The following is a 22,170-nucleotide window of genomic DNA, read 5'->3' on the forward strand; positions in this document are numbered from 1 at the left end:
AGGAGTTATGCATTTAGATCAATGAAACTATATTTAATCTTATTTTTTTATTGGACTGGGGCTATTAGCGGCGCATCTAACAGAGGTATTATAATAGGATAATTCATCATTTTGTTTTTTAGGTTCCATGAACATTCTTGAAAAAGTAAAGCCAAAAGCAGTTCGAATCATATATTCATCATTAATATTGGTACTTCTAAGGACTTTTGCTGTACCTGTTTCAGGCCCCTTAGGGTTTTTTTCAGGTGATTTTGAATAATAGTCAGGTGCATACCAGTCAGCTACCCATTCTAAGTTTTCATTGATTAAGTCGTAAAAACCTAATGGAGTAGGCTGATGAGCGCCAAGTTGAGTGATGAGTATTATCGAGTTCTCTGCAACAGTTTCTGTGAATGCTTGTTGTTGTTCATAACTATTGAAGTTTTTACCATATTCTAGTTTACCATTATCGGTGGGATAGACCACTTGTTGACCGCGGTTACGAGCAGCATATTCCCACTGCGCTTCGGTTGGTAAGTCCATAGGTACATTTAATTGTTTGCCCAACCATTGGCAGTAATCACGCGCTTGATACCAATTAAGCCCAGCCGCTGCATCTTTATATCTTCTAGCTTGTAAATCAGGATCATTCATAACTTTGGGTTTTCCCGTCGCTGCACTATAAGTGTCTAAGTCTTCATAACTGGACTTATAGGCATTCAGGCTATAACTATCTAAAGTGACTTTATGTAAAGGTTTACTATGAGCATCGCCATCAAAAGGTAATTTTCCTTTATTGACGAGTTCACCGAAGTCACCCATCATAAACGTACCACCTTGTACAAAAATCATATTCTTTTTGGTTTTCTCCACCAATGTTTTAATTCTTTGTTGCAACTCAGGATCGTTTTTTTGAGCTGTTGAATTGCTATGCGTCTCATTGGTGGTTTTTGCACAAGCAGATAAGGCTAAAGTGGAGAGTAAAATAGCAATTATATTGTGTTTCATCATTTTTAAATAAGACTATCAATATTTTAGTTTTTATCCTAACTGATAATCTGTACAATATAAAGTTTGATTCTGTTAAAAAATATATAGGTTAAAGGGATTTGGCATTTGTATAATAATAATTAATTAAAATAAAGGTTTAGTGTTGTTGGCAGCACATCGGACTGAAGTAGTGTAATAGCGAGAAAAATCCTTTCCTTTCAAGCCAGGTTCTTTAAACATTCTTGAAAAAGTAAAGCCAAAAGCAGTCCGAATCATATATTCATCTTTTGCATTTGTACTTCTAAGGACCTTAGCCGTACCTGTTTCAGGTCCTTTGGGATTCTTTTCAGGTGATTTAGAATAATAGTCAGGTGCATACCAGTCAGCGACCCATTCTAAGTTTTCATTGATTAAGTCGTAAAAACCTAATGGAGTAGGCTGATGAGTGCCAAGTTGAGTGATGAGTATTATCGAGTTCTCTGCAACAGTTTCTGTGAATGCTTGTTGTTGTTCATAACTATTAAAGTTTTTACCATATTCTACTTTACCATTATCGGTGGGATAAACCACTTGTTGGCCGCGGTTACGAGCAGCATATTCCCACTGCGCTTCGGTTGGTAAGTCCATAGGTACATTTAATTGTTTGCCTAACCATTGGCAGTAATCACGCGCTTGATACCAATTGAGTCCAGCGGCAGCATCTTTATATCGTAAATCTTGCAAATCTGGATCATTCATAACTTTAGGCTTCCCTGTTGCTGCACTATAAGTGTCTAAGTCTTCATAACTGGACTTATAGGCATTTAGGCTATAACTATCTAAAGTGACTTTATGTAAAGGTTTACTATGAGCATCACCATCAAAAGGTAATTTTCCTTTATTGACGAGTTCACCGAAGTCACCCATCATAAACGTACCACCTTGTACAAAAATCATATTCTTTTTGGTTTTCTCCACCAATGTTTTAATTCTTTGTTGTAACTCAAGATCGTTTTTTTCATTGGTGTTTTGAGCTGTTGAATTGCTCTGCGTCTCATTGGTGGTTTTTGCACAAGCAGATAAGGCTAAAGTGGAGAGTAAAATAGCAATTATATTGTGTTTTATCATTTTTTAAATAAGACTATCAATATTTTAGTTTTTATCTTACCTGCTAATCTGCACAATATAAAGTTTGATTCTGTTAAAAAAATATAAAGGTTAAAGGGATTTGGCGTTTGTATAATAATAATTAATTAAAATAAAGGTTTAGTGTTGTTGGCAGCGCATCTCACTGACGTTTTATAATAATCTTCAAAGTCATGGTCTTTTAAATCGGGCTCTTTAAACATTCTTGAAAAAGTAAAGCCAAAAGCAGTTCGAATCATATATTCATCCCTGGTATTGGTACTTCTAAGGACTTTAGCTGTACCAGTTTCAGGTCCTTTGGGATTTTTTTCAGGTGATTTTGAGTAATAGTCAGGTGCATACCAGTCAGCAACCCATTCTAAGTTTTCATTGATTAAGTCGTAAAAACCTAATGGAGTAGGTTGGTACGCACCTAATTGAGAAACTAAAATGATGGCATCCCCTGAAACCTTACGAGAGAAATCTTTTTGTTGTTGATAACTATTAAAGTTTTTACCATATTCTACTTTACCATTATCGGTGGGATAGACCACTTGTTGTCCACGATTACGAGCAGCATATTCCCATTGTGCTTCAGTTGGTAAGTCCATAGGAACATTTAATTGTTTGCCTAACCATTGGCAGTAATCACGCGCTTGATACCAATTGAGTCCAGCGGCAGCATCTTTATATCTCTTATCAATGATATCTGGATCATCCATAACTTTAGGCCGTCCTGTTGCTGCACTATAAGTGTCTAAGTCTTCATAACTGGACTTATAGGCATTTAGGCTGTAACTATCTAAAGTGACTTTATGTAAAGGTTTACTATGAGCATCGCCATCAAAAGGTAATTTTCCTTTATTGACGAGTTCACCGAAGTCACCCATCATAAACGTACCACCTTGTACAAAAATCATATTCTTTTTGGTTTTCTCCACCAATGTTTTAATTCTTTGTTGTAACTCAAGATCGTTTTTTTCATTGGTCTTTTGAGCTGTTGAATTGCTATGCGTCTCATTGGTGGTTTTTGCACAAGCAGATAAGGCTAAAGTGGAGAGTAAAATAGCAATTATATTGTGTTTCATCATTTTTAAATAAGACTATCAATATTTTAGTTTTTATCTTAACTGATAATTGGCATGTTATAAAGAAGACTTATTAAAAACTGAATTGAGTCTTTAAATATTTATATTTTAATGATATTAGCGTTGTTCAGTAATTTGGTTTGTACTAAATAAAATAGGTTTAAAATGAAAAACCCATGGTATTTCGTTCCTCGTACTAAAGTTGGAGAACGCGTAAAAAAGTATCAACTCTTTAAGCTGGATACTTTTGAACTCAAACGAGTGATCAATCATAATTTTTCAGTTGTTCAGATGAATTCTAACTTTATTGAATTCACAAATAAAAACTATGTGTGGAAGGGTAAAAATTTAATATTTTTATTTTTATTTTTATTTGCTATTCCTTATGTTCTTTTAGTTCTTTTTGGTAGTTATTTTATTTTAAAAGATGGTGTCGAAGATGAAAAAATAGTTATTTATTCAGGTGCAATTTTGCTAATGGCTGGAGGATTGTATATTTTTTTTACAATGTTAATTCCCTTTTTGAAATTCGATTTTTTAAAGTCCCTTTATTTACCAGTTTTGATACATAGACATAAAAAGAAAATGACCGTATGTTTCGATGGGAATAGCACCACTCAGTTTTCATTAGATGATTTGTATTTTGATATCGTTCAATCACAAGGTGTCGTTGGACTCCCTTTGTATGAGTTACATGCCTATATCCTTGACGGTGAAGTGATAAAACATGATATACAGTTGGGCACACCGAATATCCATAAAGACTATATAGAAGGCTTTTTATTGTTTATTAAAACTTATGTAGAACAGGGTCCTGAACCGTTGTACTACAGAAAAGGGATAGACGATCCTGAGCAAGATTATAAAAGTAAATTAACCTATTGCTATGATATTCAAGAGAAAAAAGAATCCATTAAGCAAAGTTGGCAAACCGTGTTTATCAATCATTTTCAGACACCGCTCTATGCGCTTATTTTTGCAGTACCTGAATTTGTACGGTTCTTTGGACGACGAATCACAGTTGTTTTTTCAAAGCCATTTTATTGGAGTGAAGCACTGAAAAGGGAACATGCTGTAGATGAAAATGATCCCTATAGTGTGACAGCAAAAGACAATTTAAAGTTTGGTTTTTTAAGTGTGAAAGAGAAGCAACATGAATAATCAGACTCCATACACAGTGGATTTAATCTTTAATGGAAACTGGGAGGCAGCCTAAGTCTAGGCTAACGCTATAAAAATGAACATAAAAGAGAAAAATTACTATTTTGGTTATGATGAATTTAAGAAAAATATTCCTATAGATGTAGCGGATATAGAAAATGTTTTAACCTTGCAAGATCGACATGATTTAAATCATAACTGGTCTTTTTTAAGAATGAATTATGATTATATTGAATTGATTGACCAATATTATGCAAGATTAGGAAAAGGCTTTAGTATTTTTTTTATTTTTTCCCCTATCATATTTTTACTATTCTCAATTCTTTATATTGATGTTTTTTATATTTCTTTCTTGATTTTCGTAATTCTTTTTTTTTGTTTTATCCAATTTATAAATATGACAAAGGAAAACCGATTTGCCGACCGATTATTTTTAATCGCAACACTCAAAAAGTGTATTTCTATATCAATAAACAAGAATATTTAGAGAAGCATTGGTTGGATGTAACTTATGCTTTAGGAACATCGCAAGGCTTAGGAGGAATGCCAATTTATGAACTTCGAGCGCATATCATTGAAGATGGTATTTTAAAAAATACATTTTTGATCGGTTTTCCTAAAATAGGCAATGGTGCATCACTGGGGTTATGGAGCTTTATTTGTCATTATATGCAACATGGTATGGACGAACTAAAACCACATCCACATCCTATGTATGGAACAATTGATCCTTTGAAACAATTAACCTTTTGTCAACGTATGCTGGGTTCAAAAGAAAGTATTCAAGATACATGGAGATCTTTTAGATGTGTGTATTTCAATAATCCATTACCGAGCTATTTTGCATTTCCATTTGACCTTTGTAATTTGATTGCAAGACGAATTTTCTTAACAATTAAACCTCTACCAGTGTGGCATTCAGATGTAGTTAAAGCCAATGAAATGGATAAAATTCGAGAAGAAGAAATCACTTATCGTGATAATTATGAGTTTAAAGAATTTGAAATAAAGGATAAATGAATTTTTATTCGGTGAGTGGTCTTTTATATGAAAGAAAAGCAACATGAATAATGAAGCTTTATACATATTCAGTTTAAAAACTAAAGATAGCAGATAAAGTACGAGAAGGTGATTTTATCTTAAACCATATTGAATAGGTCAAATATGCTCAATGGTACATTACAATATCCAGTGTATAAGAATGCTAGGCACCTAACACCTAAAGAAAAGCAAAATATTCTTGCTAAGAAAATAGCTTATAAATCAAGTGTGTTTCATGGCTATCATTTTATTAAAATGAATTCCACCTATATGGAGTGTGTGAATAATAGCTTCTTTTTAAAAGGCAATTCCTATTTTAATTTGCTTGGTGTATTACTATTAGGTATGCCCATTATATTATCATTATGGATTTTTACTTTTTATGTAAATTTGATCAAATATGATCATGATTTTTTAAGCTTTATTATCATTTTTTCTCCAATGCATATTTTATTTTCTTTTATTTTTTATGTTTTTTATAAAGGTTATCAAAATTTTAAAAAGTATGAAAAATTAGGTTATAACTATTATCCAATCCGCTTCAATAAAAAAAATCAAAAAGTCTATGTTTATGATGTCAGTGGTCAAATCTTTTCAGAGAATTGGGAGAAGATTGATTTTATTTTAAATCATCGACTGGGAGGCTACGAGGGCACTTTTTGGGAGATCAAGGGGTTTATCAAGGATAACAATGGCTTGATTACTTACACCTTTGCCTTTGCACTGAGTAAGCATAAAAAGCAAGAGACACTAGAAATATGGGAGTTTATTAAAGAGTATATGAATAATGGACCTGAAAAGCTTTATTTTAATAAACAGACAGTAGAAACGAGTCCTCGTTTAGTACCTGAGAAATTAAGCTATTGTTTAAATATTGAAGCACAGCCTGAGTCTTTAGAAACCAGTCAGGAAATCGTTGCATTAGATTATCAAAGTGAAATTCGATCATTCTACTCAAGAGCAATGATTAAAATTTTAGGCGCAACTCGGAATAAATTTATTCATGCTGATAAACAACCGAAATGGTCTCAACAAGTTGAAAATGAATGTCAGGTTGATGCTACAGACCCCTATGTTGTTGATGCTTCGACAACATACCAACTCGATACTTTTGGAAAAATAATCAAATAAAAAAAGCCCCGAAGGACTTTCTTATCTCAACAAATTTTTAAGGCATCTGCTTAATCGGACTACCACCTAAAGCCTGCATCAACGTCACATAAGCGTTGTACTGGCTTTGTTTGGTCTGTACCAAAGCCAAACGAGCGCTACGTGTTGTTTCCTGTGCATCCAAAAGATTTTTTAAGGCAATCGCACCATTACGATAACGAACATCAGTCAGACGTTCAGTTTTTTCTGCAAGCTCAAGATTTTTTTGCTGTAGAGCAACCTGTTTATCTAATTCAGTTCGATTCGATAAAGCATTTTCCGTGTCTGCAAAAGCTTGATATAAGGTATTACGGTATTGAACGATGGCTTTTTTATAGTCCAATTCACTGATTTTTAAATTCTTTTGCATATCGTTATATTGCAAAAACGGTAAGCTTAGACTTGCACCTAAAGTAAGTGCTGGATTTTTCAGTAAATTGGTCAGAGAGGTACTGGTTGAACCCAAATTTCCAGTCAAGCTGATCGATGGGTAATAACTTGCTTTGGTTGCATCTTTGGTGGCTAAGGACTCACGTAAACGTAACTCAGCAGCTCTCAAATCTGGACGACGTGACAAAATATCTGCGGGTAAGCCTGCCGCAATTTCAGGTAAACGAATCCGCGGCAACTGTTGAGGTTCTTGAATATTCAACTGTTGCACTGGAATCTGCAACAACACCGCCAAAGCAGTACGTGCTTCAACACGCTGTTGTTCGATCTGACTTAAGCTTGCTTTCTGACTTTGCACCGACTGTTCAGCTTGGGTTAGATCCAGCCCTGAAACAGCACCTGCACGGTATTGAGTGCGTACCAATTCATAGGTTTTTTGGGTAGAGGCTAAACTTTGTTGTGCAGAGCTATAGCGTTCATTTAAATAACCCAATTGCCAGTATAAATTTGCGGTTGTACCAATTAAGGTTTGTCCTGTCGCTTGCAAGTCTTGTTCAGTGGCTAAAGACTCCCACTTAGAGGCTTCAGTCTGACGTGCCAATTTACCAAATAAATCGACTTCATAACTTACCCCTGCACTCAGTGACAGACCTTTGGCAGCATCATCCCCCGAGTTGAGATCAAAGCTATGTCCCGTTGAAACACTTGAATTGACACGAGGTCCTTGTTGATCTCGTGCTAACCCAGCTCTTAATCGTGCAGTTTGTAGATTAATCCCTGCGACAGCCAAATCAGCATTACGTTCAATCACTTGATTGACCAATTGATTGAGTTGCGTGTCGCCAAACAGAGTCCACCATTGGTCTGCATAAAGGTCTGCTTGAACTTGTTGAGATTTTGCTTTGTCATAAGCAAAACCATTGGGGATTTGTACCGCAGGTGCTTCATACGGGGTTTTCACCACAGCAGCGCATCCCACCAGTGAGCTTCCAAGAATCAAGGCTGTTGCAAGTTTGCTTAAATTCATTTGCATTAATATTTTCCTTATTCTTAGGTTATTCACGTGAAAGTGCATCGACAGGATTCAGCTGTGCGGCATTTCGTGCCGGGATAAATCCAAACACCACACCAATCAAAGTTGAACATACAAATGCGGCGATGATCGACGTGCTTGAATACGCCATTTGAAAACTGCCTTTGGCAATATGTCCGATCAACTGTCCAATACCTAAAGACAGTAAGACACCCAATATTCCGCCTAAAATACACACCAAAATTGCTTCAATCAAAAACTGTTGCAGAATATCGCTTTGTCGTGCACCCACCGCCATACGTACCCCAATTTCCTGAGTACGCTCAGTCACGGAAACCAACATAATATTCATTACGCCGATTCCTCCAACCACAAGTGAAATGACCGCAATCGCAGATACCAATAAGGTCATGGTTTGCGTGGTTTGTTCAATGGTTTGACGGATACTGTCAGAGTTTTGTGTAAAGACATCTTGTGCGCCATGGCGCTGTTCTAACAGGCTTAAAATGGCATTTTCAGCCACAGCAGTAGGATAGGTGTCTTTGACTCGGACAATGATGCTGCGTACATTGGATTGTCCTAACATGCGACTCATGACAGTTGAGTAAGGGAGATAGACATTCAGGCTGTCAGAATTCATAAAGCCTTGTTGTGCATCAATCACCCCGATGATTCGACTTGGAACACTTCCCAATAAAATTACTTGTCCTAACGGATCAGTGCCATCAGCAAAGAAAGTCTTTTTCGTGTTCGAGTCAATGACAACATCCTGCGCACGTTGAGTCACACTCTGTTTGTCAAAAGGTTGACCTGATACAAACTCTAAACCTCTAACATTAAAAAAGTCGGCACTGACACCATTTACGGTGGCTGCTGCTTCTGTATCCTTAAAGCGAGCTGTAACGCTGCTATTAACTGTTGGGCTGACTGCTTCTACGTAGGGCTGTTCAGATAAAGCATCAGCATCTGCGGGCACAAGGGTTTTAAATTGAGCTGTCTTGGAGTTGTCACCAAAACCTCGCCCCTGAAAGACCGTAATGGTATTGGTACCCAGACTGCTGATATTTTCCAGAATTTGCTTTTGTGAGCCATTTCCGAGGGCAACAACAGATACCACGGAGGCAATCCCGATAATGATCCCTAACATGGTCAGGAATGTACGCATGCGATGTGCATTCATAGCGAGCAAAGCCATACGGAAGGCTTCAGCAAAACGATCTAGTGCTGAACGCCAACGGGAAGACTTTTTCCGGCTTGATTTGGGTTCTGCTTCTGCAACAACCTCAATTTCATCATGTTCGGGAACATTCGGCTTATCGGCAATAATATTCCCGTCACTGATCTCAATAATACGTGTCGCATTTTTTGCGACATTCATATCATGGGTAACCAAAATGATGGTATGGCCTTTGGCATTGAGTTCGCGCAAGATGCGCATCACTTCGATACCGCTATTTTTATCCAATGCACCTGTAGGCTCATCGGCAAGAATAACATCACCACCGTTCATCAAGGCACGGGCAATCGATACACGCTGTTGTTGACCGCCTGAAAGTTGATTTGGGCGGTTTTCAGTTTTTTCACCGAGTCCAAGATCAGTCAGGATTTCATGCGAGCGTTTTTGACGAACGGATGGGTCCATACCAGCATAAATTGCAGGAACTTCGACGTTTCCGGCAGCATTCAAATCACCCAATAAGTGATAGCGCTGAAAAATAAAGCCAAAATACTCACGGCGTAACTGAGCAAGCTCATCGGGTTCAAGTTTACGGGTTTCGCGCCCATTCACCTGATAACTTCCCGAAGTTGGCTGATCCAGACAACCTAAAATATTCATCAATGTTGATTTACCAGAACCAGACTGACCGACAATGGCAACCAGTTCGCCTGGATAAATCTTTAAGTTAATACTTTTTAAAATCTGAATGGTGGATTCACCCGCAGGGAACTCACGTACCAGATTACTGACCTCAAGGAGAGGTTTGATCTGATGATTGTTCTGATCCATGCTTAGAGTCTCATTGGGCCATTTCTGTTGCTACGTTTTGCAGAATCATTCGACGTGTCTGAACCATCGGCAAGAATCACTTGATCGCCTTCATTCAAACCACGCAATACTTCTGCGGAAACACGGTTGTTTAAACCGATCAACACCTGTTTGCGTTTGGCACTGTCATCAGCCTGTAAAACACGAACCATTGCAACCGATGCTTTACCTTGATCCACCAATGCTTTTTCATCTGCGGTTAATTCAAGGCGCTCAGGTCGATCCGCAGGATTTTGACCATCTTTAGGTGTTTGTCCTTGGGCAGAAGAAGCAGGGCGATTTGAATTGGCACCAGATTGACCATTCGACTTGTTGGCACGTTGCGGACGATTCGAATCCTGAAGCGCAGCTGCTGGAACTGTCAACGCATTTTTAGCTTCCGCCAAAATAATATAAACCTGAGCAGTCATATCAATGCGAAGCTTGCCATCATCATTCGGTACATCAAAAAGCGCATTATAATAAATTGCGGTACTTGATGAAGATGAAGACGAATTGCTGGTTGTTTCGGTATTGATTGATTCTGGTGCTGGTTCTACCTGACGAAGCGTGGCATAACGTTTTTTCTCACTGTCACCGAGTGTAGTGAAATAGACTTTTTGTCCTTCTTGAACTTTCATGACATCTGCTTCTGACACTTGGGCTTTGATGGTCATGGTGTCAAGTTTAGCAAGCTTGACAATCGTTGGGGCGCTTTGGTTGGCGTTGACGGTTTGACCTTCTTCAGTCACGATCGCAACCACAGTACCATCCATCGGTGCAACAATACGGGTATAGCCTAAGTTTTCTTGTGATGTTGCCAGAGTCAGTTTGGATTGTTCGATTTGCGCATTCATCGATGCAATATCGGCTTGTGCTGTCTTAAACGCAGCCAAGGCACTGTCATAATCAGCCTTAGATGTCGCATCCTGTGCATACATATTCTTTTGACGATTATATTCAGCCTCTGCTTTGGCTAAAGTAGCCTGCTTAGTGGTCAATTGAGCCTGTTGATTTTTAATGTTGGCTTCTGCAGTTTTTAAATCATTGGTTTGGCGTACAGAATCAATTTGTGCGATCAATTGTCCTTGTTTGACTTGATCTCCCAGCTTGACATACATTTTTTTGACCTGACCAGAAACCTGTGCACCCACACTCACCATTTTGGTTGCTTCCAAGTCACCTGTGGCAAGTACAGAATCTTCAATATCTCCACGTGTCACTTCAGCAGTAATATACTGAGGCTGTGTATTTTTTGGTTTTAATGTGTACCATGCGATTGCTGCGACGATCGCTACACAGACCGCTATGAAAATGGCTTTGGCTGGTTTTATTTTTGGCATAGCAATAATGAGGCTGAGAGAAAAATTGATCAAATTATAATGATGAATTAAGGATAAAGCGTGAATTTTTTATAATAAATAGAAATGAGAATTATTCTGGCTGCAATTGATACCTGAAATTTAAGCGTTAATAAATAAAGACTTGCCACACAACTCCGCAATACACTGTTGAATGATATGTTCTGCTTTTTCTTGGCTGAGTCCTTTAATGGCCGCATCAATGCGCAATAAAAGGCTAGGCCATGTTAAAAAAGATTGCGGATTTAAACGTCTAAGTGCTTGTTGATACAATGAAATTTTGGTTTTCCAAATGCCGAGTTGTAAGGCATTTTGTGGTTGTTCATACAATTGCATCAAAAGACGCATTTCTTTACTGATGGTCCATAAAATTAAACTATCAGGTTCACCAGACTCCAACAGATATTGGAAAATCTTAATGGCTAAAGCTAAATTTCCAGCAATCAGTGCATCGCTTAAATCAAAAGTGCTGTAACGGGACTGATCTTGTAGACATTGCTGTAAGTGTTCGATTTCAATCTGTTTTTGATCGGGAAATGTATCAGCAACACGCATCAGACTGTTTTTAGCAGCCAATAAATTGTGTTCATGATGCTGTTCAAGCCATACCCAGGCATCTTGATTGAGATGAATGCCAAGTTGTTCCGCTTCAATCGCCAAGATGCGTTGACGGTCTTGTGGGTAATTTGCAGTCAATGCAACCACTACACCATTGGCTTCAACGGTTTGGAAGAAAGCAGATTTTAAGCTGCTCGAATCCTGTTTCGGCATCACGATCACCAGCAGATTATGTTCATTATGCTGGATATACTGTTTGAGCTGTTTCAGTCCATTGGCATCTGGTTTGATGTTGCCATGGACTTCAAGTGCAAGATGTTGTGAAAACAAAGACAGACTGTTTAAGGCATTAAAGACATTTTTCCAGTCTGAAACACTGTTTAAATCATGTCGCTGGCGTTCAACCTCATGTTTTGCCCAACTTTTTCTTAAAGCATCTAACAGATTTTGCTCTAACAGAGGCTCTTGACCATGTAAAATCCAAACACCTCGCGCTTCATCAACACGTTTAAGGGCTTGTAAATAGTCAAGTTTCATAAGCTTATTGTGCTACTGGTTGAGTCGAAATATTTCGTGCTTTAGGCAAGCGGTTGGCTGCAATTTGGCGAGACATTTGTTGAGCAATGTCATCAATCAAGATCTGACTTAAATATTTATACTGTTGGTCATCGGTATTGACTGTTGCAACATCGTATTGATAGCTACGAGAGGCCGTCAAGGTACGAGGTTCAGTGATTGGATTGCCTTGTTTGTCCTCAATCTGGAAAGTCACAGTGAGACGCAGTAAAGTTTCAACCAATTTACCATTGAGCTCATGGCGTACAGGAGTGTAACTCAGTACACGCAACACATAGGCATCATTTGCATTGCTTAGTTGGACACCTGTTGCAGTCAAATAGACGCTGAGTTTTTTCTCAAGATCTTCAGTATTTTCAGGCAGAACCAATTGTAACTTGGTATAGACCAAAGGCGTTGCCTGCGTATTGGTTCCTTTTAAATGAAAGCCACAACCGAATAAGCCTGCACTCAGACCCAAAGTTAATACAACTGCTGCAACACGATGAACCAAATGCATGCTTTGTCCTCATGATATTCCATAAAGTATGAAATATTTAATCTTGATAAATTGACCACATTTTAGAATCAAAGCCCGTTGAATGACAACGGGCTTTGTTTGGGTTTTGTTTATTGCATTTAGTCCCCCTCTTTTTAAAGAGGGGTTAGGGGAGATTTTTTCATAAAATCCCTCCAAGCCTCCCTTTTATAAAGGGAGGCTTAAAAGCTTTTTAAACCACCAAATTCACTAATTTATTCGGTACAACAATCTCTTTCTTGGTTGGCCCCGTCAAGAACTGTTGAACTTCAGGAAGCGCTTTCGCCAAGGTCAACAACTCATCTTTCGATGCATCTACTGACACTTCTAATTTGCCGCGAAGCTTACCATTCACTTGTACTACGATAGTCTGAGTATTGCGAGTGAGGGCAGACTCATCAACAGTCGGGAACAATACTGAAGTTAAGTCAATTTTAAACTCAGCCAATAAGGTTTGACTCAAATGTGGTGCAAAAGGCGCAAGCAAAGTCAACAAGGTAACAATTGCTTCACGTTCAACCGCGATATCATTGTCATCTTTGGCTTCAAACTTATTGCTGGCATTGAGTAATTCCATTAATGCTGCAATGGCAGTATTGAACGCATGACGACGTTCAATATCATCACCTACTTTTTGAATGGTTTCGTGAGTTTTACGACGTAAATCCTGCGCTTCTGTTGAAAGCTTGGCTGTATCAATTGCAGTTGCAGGATTGCCTTTTTCAAGGAACCCGGCAACCAAGCGCCAAACACGTTTTAAGAAACGGTTTGCACCTTCAACACCAGCATCAGACCATTCCAATGATTGATCAGGCGGTGCTGCAAACATCATAAATACACGGGCAGTATCCGCACCGTATTGGTCAATAATCGCTTGTGGGTCGATGCCGTTATTTTTCGACTTCGACATTTTTTCTTGTCCACCAACGACAACTTCTTGTCCATCACCATTATATTTGGCAGAAAGTATGCGACCTTTTTCGTCTTTTTCCAACGCAATGTCGGCAGGGTTGAACCAGGTTTTTTTACCACTTTCAGCTTCACGGTAGAACGTATCTGCCAATACCATGCCTTGAGTCAGTAAGTTGGTGAATGGTTCGTTGCCTTGTACCACACCTTCATCACGCATTAACTTATGGAAGAAACGTGCATAAAGAAGATGAAGAATGGCATGTTCTACACCACCAATATATTGGTTCACTGGCAACCATGACTGTGCAGCTTCAGGTTTTACCATACCACCGGTAAAATCAGGAGAAGCATAACGCGCATAGTACCAAGAGGATTCAACGAACGTATCCAGAGTATCCGTTTCACGACGCGCATCACCGCCACAGCTTGGACATTTGGTTTGATAGAATTCAGGCATTTTGTTTAAAGGATTACCTGAACCATCTGGTACAACATCTGTCGGAAGAACAACAGGGAGTTGGTCTTCAGGCACAGTGACTTGACCGCACTTGTCACAGTTGATCATTGGAATTGGACAACCCCAGTAACGCTGACGAGAAACGCCCCAGTCACGTAAACGGAATTGGACTTTAGAACTTGCCAATGACTGTGGTTCTAATTTTGCTAGAAAAGCGTCAAAAGCAGCTTGGAATGTTAAGCCATCAAATTCGCCGGAGTTGACCAATTTACCTTCTTTAGAACCATACCATTCTTGCCATTCTGAAGCTGAATATTCAGCATCGTCTGTCCCTTTGGCATCGATGACTTGCTTGATTGGTAAATTAAATTTATTGGCAAATTCAAAGTCACGTTCATCATGTGCAGGAACAGCCATTACCGCGCCTGAACCATATGACATCAATACATAGTTGGCAATCCACACTGGAATTTCTTCACCCGTTACAGGGTGTTTCACAGACAAGCCCGTTGCCATGCCTTTCTTTTCAGCTGTTGCCAAGTCTGCTTCCGCTACTGAACCCATACGGCACTCTTCAATAAATGCAGCAAGTTCAGGATGTCCAGCTTCAGATTGGATCGCAGCAGCTTTCAGCGCCATTGGGTGTTCAGCAGCAACCGCAACGTAGGTCACACCCATTAAAGTGTCAGCACGTGTAGTATAAACTGTCAAACCATCTGCATAAACTTCTGGATTTGCAGAAGGGAACGTGATGTCCATCCCAGTTGAACGACCGATCCAGTTACGCTGCATGGTCAATACTTGTTGTGGCCAACCGTCTTTGAGTGTGTCAAGGTCATCCAATAATTCTTGCGCATAATCTGTGATGCGGAAGTAGTACATTGGAATATCACGCTTTTCAACCAATGCACCTGAGCGCCATCCACGACCATTTTCAACTTGCTCATTGGCAAGCACGGTCTGATCAACTGGATCCCAGTTCACTGTAGAGAGTTTGCGATAAATCAGTCCTTTTTTATACAGTTGGACAAATAACCATTGTTCCCAGTGATAATATTCTGGTGTACATGTTGCAAATTCGCGGTCCCAATCAACAGACAAACCAAGTTTTTTCAACTGGTCACGCATATAGGCGATGTTTTCAAATGTCCATTTTGCAGGCGCAACTTGATGTGCGATTGCTGCATTTTCAGCAGGTAAGCCAAAAGCATCCCAACCCATGGGTTGCAGGACAGTTTCACCCTTGAGACGGTGAAAACGGCTAATCACATCGCCAATTGTATAGTTACGCACATGACCCATATGCAGCTTGCCACTTGGGTAAGGGAACATCGAGAGGATATAACGACGTGGACCTTCTACAGTGTCAGCAACTTTAAACGATTTGCGATTTTCCCAGTCTTTCTGGACTTGAGGTTCAATCGCACTAGCTTGATATTCAGGATCAATGTGAGTAGTCATAAACGTATTTTGAGAACAATGGTTAAAAAACTGTGTTGCACAGCATAGCGCAAAATACACCTAAAAGTGAATTTTGCGCGCCTTTAAATATGAAAAACTTGCAATTTTACTTTGAATTGAATTATCGAAGTATCGAATCGTTATTCACGCTGCCTTGCCCATCCTGTGGAATCACAGCGGGTGGTTGGGTATTTGGTGGATTAATCACAGGAGCAGCATTGGCAGGCTGTCCTTGTTGAGGAGTATTTTGCTGTGTATTCGGTTGATTATTTGGAGGTGTTGTGGGTTGTGCAGCAGGTTGGTTGGTTGGTGAGGACGTACCACGATAACCATAGGTGTCGACTTTACTTTTATTGCGTGCATTTTTAGGTGGTGGCGTCGTGGTGTAATGGGTAGAACCGTTACTGTCGACCCACTTGTAATACTGTTTTGCATGACTGGTTACAGCAGTCACAGACAATAAAGCAAAAATGGTCGATACAAAAACGGTGTAAGTAAAGCGTTGATGTTGTTTCATGGTGCGGAACCTTTGGGTCAATTTTTATTCAGACTAAAGCTGGAAATAGTTATAGCATCTAATATACAACGGATTGTTTTGGCGTGATCTGGATATTTTTTAAATTGCATTTATTTTATACAAAAATATGAGTTTGAAAATAATTCTTTTGCAATTTTATTGAGTTATAAGTGATTGAAATTTTATTTATAATACACTTAAAAAAAAGGAATAGTTTTAAAAATAATCGCTTGGTAAATAATCAATAAAAAGCTTATGAGAAACCTTGACTTTGTTCGCTAAAACTACAAAAATGCTTGCTTAAGTTTCAGATGTTTTTTTCGATCACCCTTCGAATAAAAGTATCAAAGCGAGCAATAACATTTTCTCTAAGCCGAGAAAATGACATATACCGAAAGATGTTTATCCCAACATATTTCAGTGATTCATACAGCCCACACGGTTGCGTGACGATTTATTTTTTTATTGCTGCAAAAACGAGTCAATATGTGTGCTATAACAGAGCGCACAATCAATGAATGAAACACAGTCTATGTCTCCCATAGTGCTGTGGAAAAAAGATTAGGGTGAATACGTTGGAACTTTTATCTGGTGGTGAAATGCTTGTTCGTGCATTGGCGGACGAAGGCGTTGAACATGTTTTTGGATATCCAGGCGGCGCAGTATTACATATTTATGATGCGCTATTTAAACAAGATAAAATTAATCATTACCTTGTGCGTCATGAGCAAGCTGCCGGTCATATGGCAGATGCCTACTCACGCGTAACAGGTAAAACGGGTGTCGTACTGGTCACTTCTGGTCCTGGGGCAACCAATACCGTCACACCAATCGCTACAGCTTATATGGACTCAATCCCAATGGTGATTTTGTCTGGTCAGGTTGCAAGCCATCTGATTGGTGAAGATGCATTCCAAGAAACAGATATGGTCGGTATTTCTCGCCCAATCGTAAAGCATAGTTTCCAAGTGCGTCACGCAAGTGAAATTCCTGCAATTATTAAAAAAGCATTTTATATCGCTGCTTCTGGGCGTCCGGGTCCTGTTGTTGTTGATATTCCAAAGGATGCAACCAATCCTGCAGAAAAATTTGCCTACGAATATCCTGAAAAAGTAAAAATGCGTTCTTACCAGCCTCCGCATAGAGGTCATTCAGGTCAAATTCGTAAAGCAATTGATGAATTGATCAATGCGAAGCGCCCAGTAATTTATACAGGTGGTGGTGTTGTTCAGGGCAATGCTTCTGAATTACTCACAGAATTGGCGCATCTATTAAATTATCCGGTGACCAATACCTTAATGGGCTTGGGTGCTTTCTCTGGAAATGATCCGCAATTCGTGGGCATGCTCGGTATGCACGGTACTTATGAAGCCAATATGACCATGGCAAATGCGGATGTTATTTTGGCAATCGGTGCACGTTTTGATGACCGTGTAACCAACAATCCTGCTAAATTCTGTCCAAATGCCAAAGTCATTCATATTGACATTGATCCTGCGACGATTTCAAAAACGATTATGGCGCATATTCCAATCGTAGGTGCAGTAGAACCTGTACTTCAGGAAATGTTGGTTCAGTTGAAGCAAATGAATGTTTCAAAGCCAAATCCAGAAGCGATCGCGGACTGGTGGTCACAAATCAATGAGTGGCGCAAAGTTCATGGTCTGAAATATGAAGCGGGTCAAGATGGTGTGATGAAGCCACAGCAAGTGGTTGAAGCTTTGGATAAAATTACCAACAGCCAAGCGATCATTACCTCTGATGTCGGTCAGCATCAAATGTTTGGTGCCTTGTACTACAAGTACACACGTCCACGTCAATGGATTAACTCTGGTGGTTTAGGCACGATGGGTGTTGGCTTGCCTTATGCAATGGCGGCTAAATTGGCATTCCCGGATCAGCAAGTGGTGTGTATTACGGGCGAAGCATCTATTCAGATGTGTATCCAAGAACTTTCAACATGCAAGCAATATGGCTTAAATGTGAAAATTCTCTGCTTAAATAACCGTGCTTTGGGTATGGTAAAACAGTGGCAAGACATGAACTATGAAGGACGTCATTCAAGTTCTTATGTTGAATCATTACCTGATTTTCCAAAGCTGATGGAAGCGTATGGACATGTAGGGATCCAGATTGATCATGCCGATGAGCTTGAGTCTAAGCTTCAGGAAGCGATGGCAATCAATGATAAGTGTGTGTTCATCAATGTCATGGTTGACCGTACTGAGCATGTATATCCAATGCTGATTGCAGGTCAGTCGATGAAAGATATGTGGTTGTCTAAAGGGGAGCGTACTGAATGAGACATATAATTTCTGTACTCGTTGAAAACGAAGCTGGTGCGCTTTCTCGTTTGGTGGGGTTGTTTTCTCAACGTAACTACAATATCGAAACATTGAACGTTGCGCCAACCGAAGATCCAACCATGTCGCGTTTGACATTGACGACGTATGGTGATGATCACAAGATTGAACAGATTACCAAGCAACTCAACAAATTGGTTGAAGTGGTTAAAGTGGTTGATCTGTCTGAAGGCGCGCATATTGAGCGTGAATTGATGTTGATCAAAGTCAAGGCATTAGGTTCTGCACGTGCCGAGATCAAACGTACTGCGGATATTTTTCGTGCGCAAGTCGTTGATGTAACACCAACGACTTATACCATTCAGATTGCGGGTACAACTGAAAAAATTGACGGCTTTATTGATGCACTTGCAGAGAACACAATTTTAGAAGTGGTTCGTTCTGGTGTATCAGGTATTGCCCGCGGTGAAAAAGTTCTTTCACTGTAATTTATTCAACTCTTAATTAATTATTTGATTTTTTATTCCCTCATGTATAACCTCTTCCCGAAATGGAAGAGGGACTTAGACTAGAAGATTCCAAACAAAAATCTTCAGGATAAGAAGAGGAAACACAGCATTATAGCGGAGACAGCAATGCAAATTTTTTATGATAAAGACTGCGACTTATCTATCATCCAAGGTAAAAAAGTAGCGATCATTGGCTACGGTTCACAAGGTCACGCACATGCGCTTAACCTTAAAGATTCAGGTGTAGACGTTACTGTTGGTTTACGTGCTGGTTCAACTTCTTGGAAAAAAGCTGAGAATGCAGGTCTTAAAGTTGCTGAAGTTCCAGCTGCTGTTGCTCAAGCTGATTTAGTCATGATTTTGACACCTGATGAATTCCAATCACAACTTTATCGTGATGTGATTGAACCAAACATCAAAGAAGGTGCAACTTTGGCATTTGCTCATGGTTTCTCTGTTCTTTATAACCAAGTTGTTCCACGTAAAGACTTGGATGTCATCATGGTTGCACCAAAAGCACCTGGTCACACAGTTCGTTCAGAGTTCCAACGTGGTTCAGGTGTTCCTGATTTGATCGCGATTCATCAAGATGCTTCTGGTAATGCACGTAATGTTGCACTTTCTTATGCGTCTGGCGTAGGTGGTGGTCGTACAGGTATCATCGAAACTTCATTCCGTGAAGAAACTGAAACTGACTTATTTGGTGAGCAAGCAGTTCTTTGTGGTGGTGCTGTTGAATTGGTTAAAATGGGTTATGAAACGCTTGTTGAAGCGGGTTATGCACCAGAAATGGCTTATTTCGAATGCTTGCATGAACTTAAATTAATCGTTGATTTGATGTTCGAAGGCGGTATTGCAGACATGAACTATTCAGTATCGAACAATGCTGAATACGGTGAATATGTGACTGGCGTTGAGGTAATCAATGAACAATCACGTGAAGCGATGCGCAATGCGCTTAAACGTATCCAATCTGGTGAATATGCGAAGATGTTTATCCAAGAAGGTGCATTGAACTATCCATCGATGACTGCTCGTCGCCGTCAAAATGCTGCACACGGTATTGAAGTGACAGGTTCTAAGTTACGTGCGATGATGCCTTGGATTCAAGCAAATAAAATTGTTGATAAAGAGAAAAACTAATTTTTAGTTTTTACCAAAACCCACTCTTTTGAGTGGGTTTTTTTATGCTATATTTCAGATAAATTGAATAAAAAAGAATAATACAAGATGAAATCAAAAATATGTTTAGTCACCATGGGTGTTGTTGGAAGTTTTTCGATGTTGTTGTTTACACAGAATGTTATCGCTGCTAGCGCTGTGCAGCAAATTCAGTCTGATTCTCAAAATACAGAAAAGACAATATTGAATGAAAATATTGCAATGGATGCGCTTGATGAAGCCAATGGGTTACTCAACTCAAAGCAACCTCAACGTGCAATGGATGTATTACAGCCTGCGATTCAGTATTTTGAAAAATATCAGAACTCGCAATTTGACAGGATTTATGCTGCGAATGGAACAGCTGAAACACTGCTGTATCTCATGCTTGGCACCAATGAACAAAATAATATTCGTGTTTTTTCAGGTTGTTGGGCAGAGCTGTATTTTACTGAGGCATATGCTTTTATTGAAATGAATGATATGCAGAATGCGCAAATAAAGCTAAAACATGCTCTTGCACTTTCACCTTTTAATAGTGAGTTTTTGAAAGAATTGGGTTTTATTCAACAGGTAGGTCAACAATGGCAGGCTTCAGTGGAGAGTTTTAAAATGGCTGAAGCGTATCTTTATTTGATTGGAATCAAAGAGAAAAGATTGTCTATTCAGCAAGGTGTAAGGCGTAGTTTAGGCGTGAGTTTAATTGAATTAAATCGGTTGGAAGAAGCAACTCAATATTTTAAAAAGGTCTTAAACGTTGATCCATCCGATCAAAAAGCGAGGAATGAATTAAAGTATATTGAAGAGTTAAAAAATGGTCATGAAGTGAAAAAGTCGATAGGTCGTGTTTGAATTTCTGAGTTTTAAATCTACTTATCGGTAGCAATAATTAACTTATAAAAATTTTTATTGTGATAAATTACACATTATTGATTATCGTTGAATATGGTCTTGAATCATGAAATTTAAACTTTTTCTTACCATGCTGACTTTGTCTATTTCGTGTTTTAGTTATGCTGAAACTCAACCTGTATCTGTTCAGACAAACTCAGGTTTAAAACCATTAAGTGGCGTACGTGTATCAATGCAGCGTATGCTTAAATCAGGTGAAGGTCGTTATTATATGAACCTTTATGCAGGGATTGCTCATCCGCATGGCGTGCTGACTGATTTAATGAATGGTACAACGGTAGATTTTAAAGGCACACAGAAAGGTGATCAGTTAGATTTAAAATCTGTGGCTACAGAGACGGATAGTACCGTGGCTGGAAAGTATCAATTGACCGGTGTGCTGAATGCAAACAGTGGACTGTTTAAAGCTACACTTTTAGAAGCAGGTAAAACAGCTGGGCAATCCATACAGTTTGAACCTGCTTTTAAGGTCGTGAATAAACCAGTTTTTATCTTTAAATTCTATGGTCAGGACGATGCCAATAGCCCATTTGGCAAATCTTTAAAACGTGTAGATGTCTTGAATAAAAACAACAATACTGTAGTGCAAAACCTTACTGGGTTTACAGGCTACCCCAACAGTGTCGGTTATATGGATATCAATTTTGATGGCTATTATGATGTCATTGTTTCGGATCTGTCTCAAGGTCGTACAGTAGAAGATAAACGCTATATTTATTGGATGTATAATCCGAAAACTCAACAATTTCAGCGCTCTCCACAACTCGAAAAAATTGTGGGCTTCCCCAACTTACATGGTGAAAAGCAGCAGATTGATTTTGGCAATGGGCAAGTTTATCAAGTTGAAAATGGTCTCCTTGTTCGTGTGAAAGGTGATCAGTAATTGGTCAAGAAACTGTCATAAAACAATCATTAAATTGTCAAGAAGATAATCTAATCTGTCCAAAAATGAACAGATTAGGTAT

At 39.0% G+C, this 22,170-nt stretch carries 19 protein-coding genes; 9 read left to right on the plus strand and 10 right to left on the minus strand.

What is annotated here, in order from left to right; genetic code table 11:
• Positions 1 to 39: 39 nt before the first annotated feature.
• From OSH00_RS08735 to OSH00_RS08745, 3 genes are all read right to left on the minus strand, one after another.
• The gene (locus OSH00_RS08735; RefSeq protein WP_266130080.1) at positions 40 to 987 is read right to left on the minus strand and encodes a formylglycine-generating enzyme family protein; all 948 of its coding nucleotides are present in this window, start codon (positions 985 to 987) and stop codon (positions 40 to 42) included.
• Positions 988 to 1,113: 126 nt separating this feature from the next.
• A complete protein-coding gene (locus tag OSH00_RS08740) occupies positions 1,114 to 2,076 on the minus strand; it encodes a formylglycine-generating enzyme family protein (protein ID WP_277613809.1) in 963 nt (320 codons plus the stop codon).
• Positions 2,077 to 2,201: 125 nt separating this feature from the next.
• The gene (locus tag OSH00_RS08745) at positions 2,202 to 3,161 is read right to left on the minus strand and encodes a formylglycine-generating enzyme family protein (RefSeq protein ID WP_266130081.1); all 960 of its coding nucleotides are present in this window, start codon (positions 3,159 to 3,161) and stop codon (positions 2,202 to 2,204) included.
• A gap of 165 nt (positions 3,162 to 3,326) precedes the next feature.
• On the opposite strand from OSH00_RS08745, the gene OSH00_RS08750 reads away from it, so the two are divergent.
• The 4 genes from OSH00_RS08750 (at position 3,327) to OSH00_RS08765 (ending at position 6,494) form a co-directional block, all read left to right on the plus strand.
• Positions 3,327 to 4,322, plus strand: coding sequence for a hypothetical protein (locus OSH00_RS08750; RefSeq protein ID WP_266130082.1), 996 nt, complete (start codon positions 3,327 to 3,329; stop codon positions 4,320 to 4,322).
• Positions 4,323 to 4,398: 76 nt separating this feature from the next.
• Positions 4,399 to 4,809: a hypothetical protein gene (locus OSH00_RS08755; protein ID WP_266130083.1), complete on the plus strand. Its 411-nt coding sequence runs from the start codon at positions 4,399 to 4,401 to the stop codon at positions 4,807 to 4,809.
• Positions 4,698 to 5,342, plus strand: a complete 645-nt coding sequence (locus OSH00_RS08760) for a DUF6708 domain-containing protein (RefSeq protein WP_338150155.1) — start codon at positions 4,698 to 4,700, stop codon at positions 5,340 to 5,342. Before OSH00_RS08755 ends, OSH00_RS08760 begins: the two co-directional genes overlap by 112 nt.
• Before the next feature lie 144 nt (positions 5,343 to 5,486).
• Complete coding sequence (locus OSH00_RS08765; RefSeq protein WP_266130085.1) at positions 5,487 to 6,494, plus strand: DUF6708 domain-containing protein; 1,008 nt, start codon at positions 5,487 to 5,489, stop codon at positions 6,492 to 6,494.
• Positions 6,495 to 6,531: 37 nt separating this feature from the next.
• Here the strand turns inward: OSH00_RS08765 and OSH00_RS08770 are convergent, their stop codons facing one another.
• From OSH00_RS08770 to OSH00_RS08800, 7 genes are all read right to left on the minus strand, one after another.
• Positions 6,532 to 7,935: an efflux transporter outer membrane subunit gene (locus tag OSH00_RS08770; protein WP_266130086.1), complete on the minus strand. Its 1,404-nt coding sequence runs from the start codon at positions 7,933 to 7,935 to the stop codon at positions 6,532 to 6,534.
• Between the two features lie 22 nt (positions 7,936 to 7,957).
• Positions 7,958 to 9,943, minus strand: a complete 1,986-nt coding sequence (locus OSH00_RS08775; RefSeq protein WP_266130087.1) for a MacB family efflux pump subunit — start codon at positions 9,941 to 9,943, stop codon at positions 7,958 to 7,960.
• A gap of 2 nt (positions 9,944 to 9,945) precedes the next feature.
• The gene (locus tag OSH00_RS08780) at positions 9,946 to 11,304 is read right to left on the minus strand and encodes a MacA family efflux pump subunit (protein WP_266130088.1); all 1,359 of its coding nucleotides are present in this window, start codon (positions 11,302 to 11,304) and stop codon (positions 9,946 to 9,948) included.
• Positions 11,305 to 11,424: 120 nt separating this feature from the next.
• Complete coding sequence (holA, locus tag OSH00_RS08785) at positions 11,425 to 12,417, minus strand: DNA polymerase III subunit delta (RefSeq protein ID WP_266130089.1); 993 nt, start codon at positions 12,415 to 12,417, stop codon at positions 11,425 to 11,427.
• A 4-nt stretch (positions 12,418 to 12,421) separates the two neighbouring features.
• Positions 12,422 to 12,955 carry an LPS-assembly lipoprotein LptE gene (locus OSH00_RS08790; protein ID WP_266130090.1) on the minus strand — a complete coding sequence of 178 codons (534 nt, stop codon included), beginning with the start codon at positions 12,953 to 12,955 and terminating at the stop codon, positions 12,422 to 12,424.
• A gap of 211 nt (positions 12,956 to 13,166) precedes the next feature.
• Positions 13,167 to 15,803, minus strand: a complete 2,637-nt coding sequence (gene leuS, locus OSH00_RS08795) for a leucine--tRNA ligase (RefSeq protein WP_266130091.1) — start codon at positions 15,801 to 15,803, stop codon at positions 13,167 to 13,169.
• Between the two features lie 121 nt (positions 15,804 to 15,924).
• Positions 15,925 to 16,320 (minus strand): DUF4124 domain-containing protein, encoded by a 396-nt coding sequence (locus OSH00_RS08800; protein ID WP_266130092.1) that lies wholly within the window; start codon positions 16,318 to 16,320, stop codon positions 15,925 to 15,927.
• A 575-nt stretch (positions 16,321 to 16,895) separates the two neighbouring features.
• Here OSH00_RS08800 and OSH00_RS08805 point away from each other — a divergent pair.
• The 5 genes from OSH00_RS08805 to OSH00_RS08825 all read left to right on the plus strand — a co-directional run bounded on the left by OSH00_RS08805 (position 16,896) and on the right by OSH00_RS08825 (position 22,088).
• Positions 16,896 to 18,623 carry an acetolactate synthase 3 large subunit gene (locus tag OSH00_RS08805; RefSeq protein WP_266130093.1) on the plus strand — a complete coding sequence of 576 codons (1,728 nt, stop codon included), beginning with the start codon at positions 16,896 to 16,898 and terminating at the stop codon, positions 18,621 to 18,623.
• Positions 18,620 to 19,111, plus strand: a complete 492-nt coding sequence (ilvN, locus tag OSH00_RS08810) for an acetolactate synthase small subunit (RefSeq protein ID WP_266130094.1) — start codon at positions 18,620 to 18,622, stop codon at positions 19,109 to 19,111. The genes OSH00_RS08805 and ilvN overlap by 4 nt, the downstream gene beginning before the upstream one ends.
• Positions 19,112 to 19,258: 147 nt before the next feature.
• A complete protein-coding gene (gene ilvC, locus OSH00_RS08815) occupies positions 19,259 to 20,275 on the plus strand; it encodes a ketol-acid reductoisomerase (RefSeq protein WP_004825025.1) in 1,017 nt (338 codons plus the stop codon).
• A gap of 87 nt (positions 20,276 to 20,362) precedes the next feature.
• Positions 20,363 to 21,145, plus strand: coding sequence for a tetratricopeptide repeat protein (locus OSH00_RS08820; RefSeq protein ID WP_266130095.1), 783 nt, complete (start codon positions 20,363 to 20,365; stop codon positions 21,143 to 21,145).
• 106 nt (positions 21,146 to 21,251) lie between these two features.
• The gene (locus OSH00_RS08825; protein WP_266130096.1) at positions 21,252 to 22,088 is read left to right on the plus strand and encodes an XAC2610-related protein; all 837 of its coding nucleotides are present in this window, start codon (positions 21,252 to 21,254) and stop codon (positions 22,086 to 22,088) included.
• Positions 22,089 to 22,170: the final 82 nt, after the last annotated feature.

Source organism: Acinetobacter nematophilus (assembly GCF_026344175.1).
Lineage (GTDB): Bacteria > Pseudomonadota > Gammaproteobacteria > Pseudomonadales > Moraxellaceae > Acinetobacter > Acinetobacter nematophilus.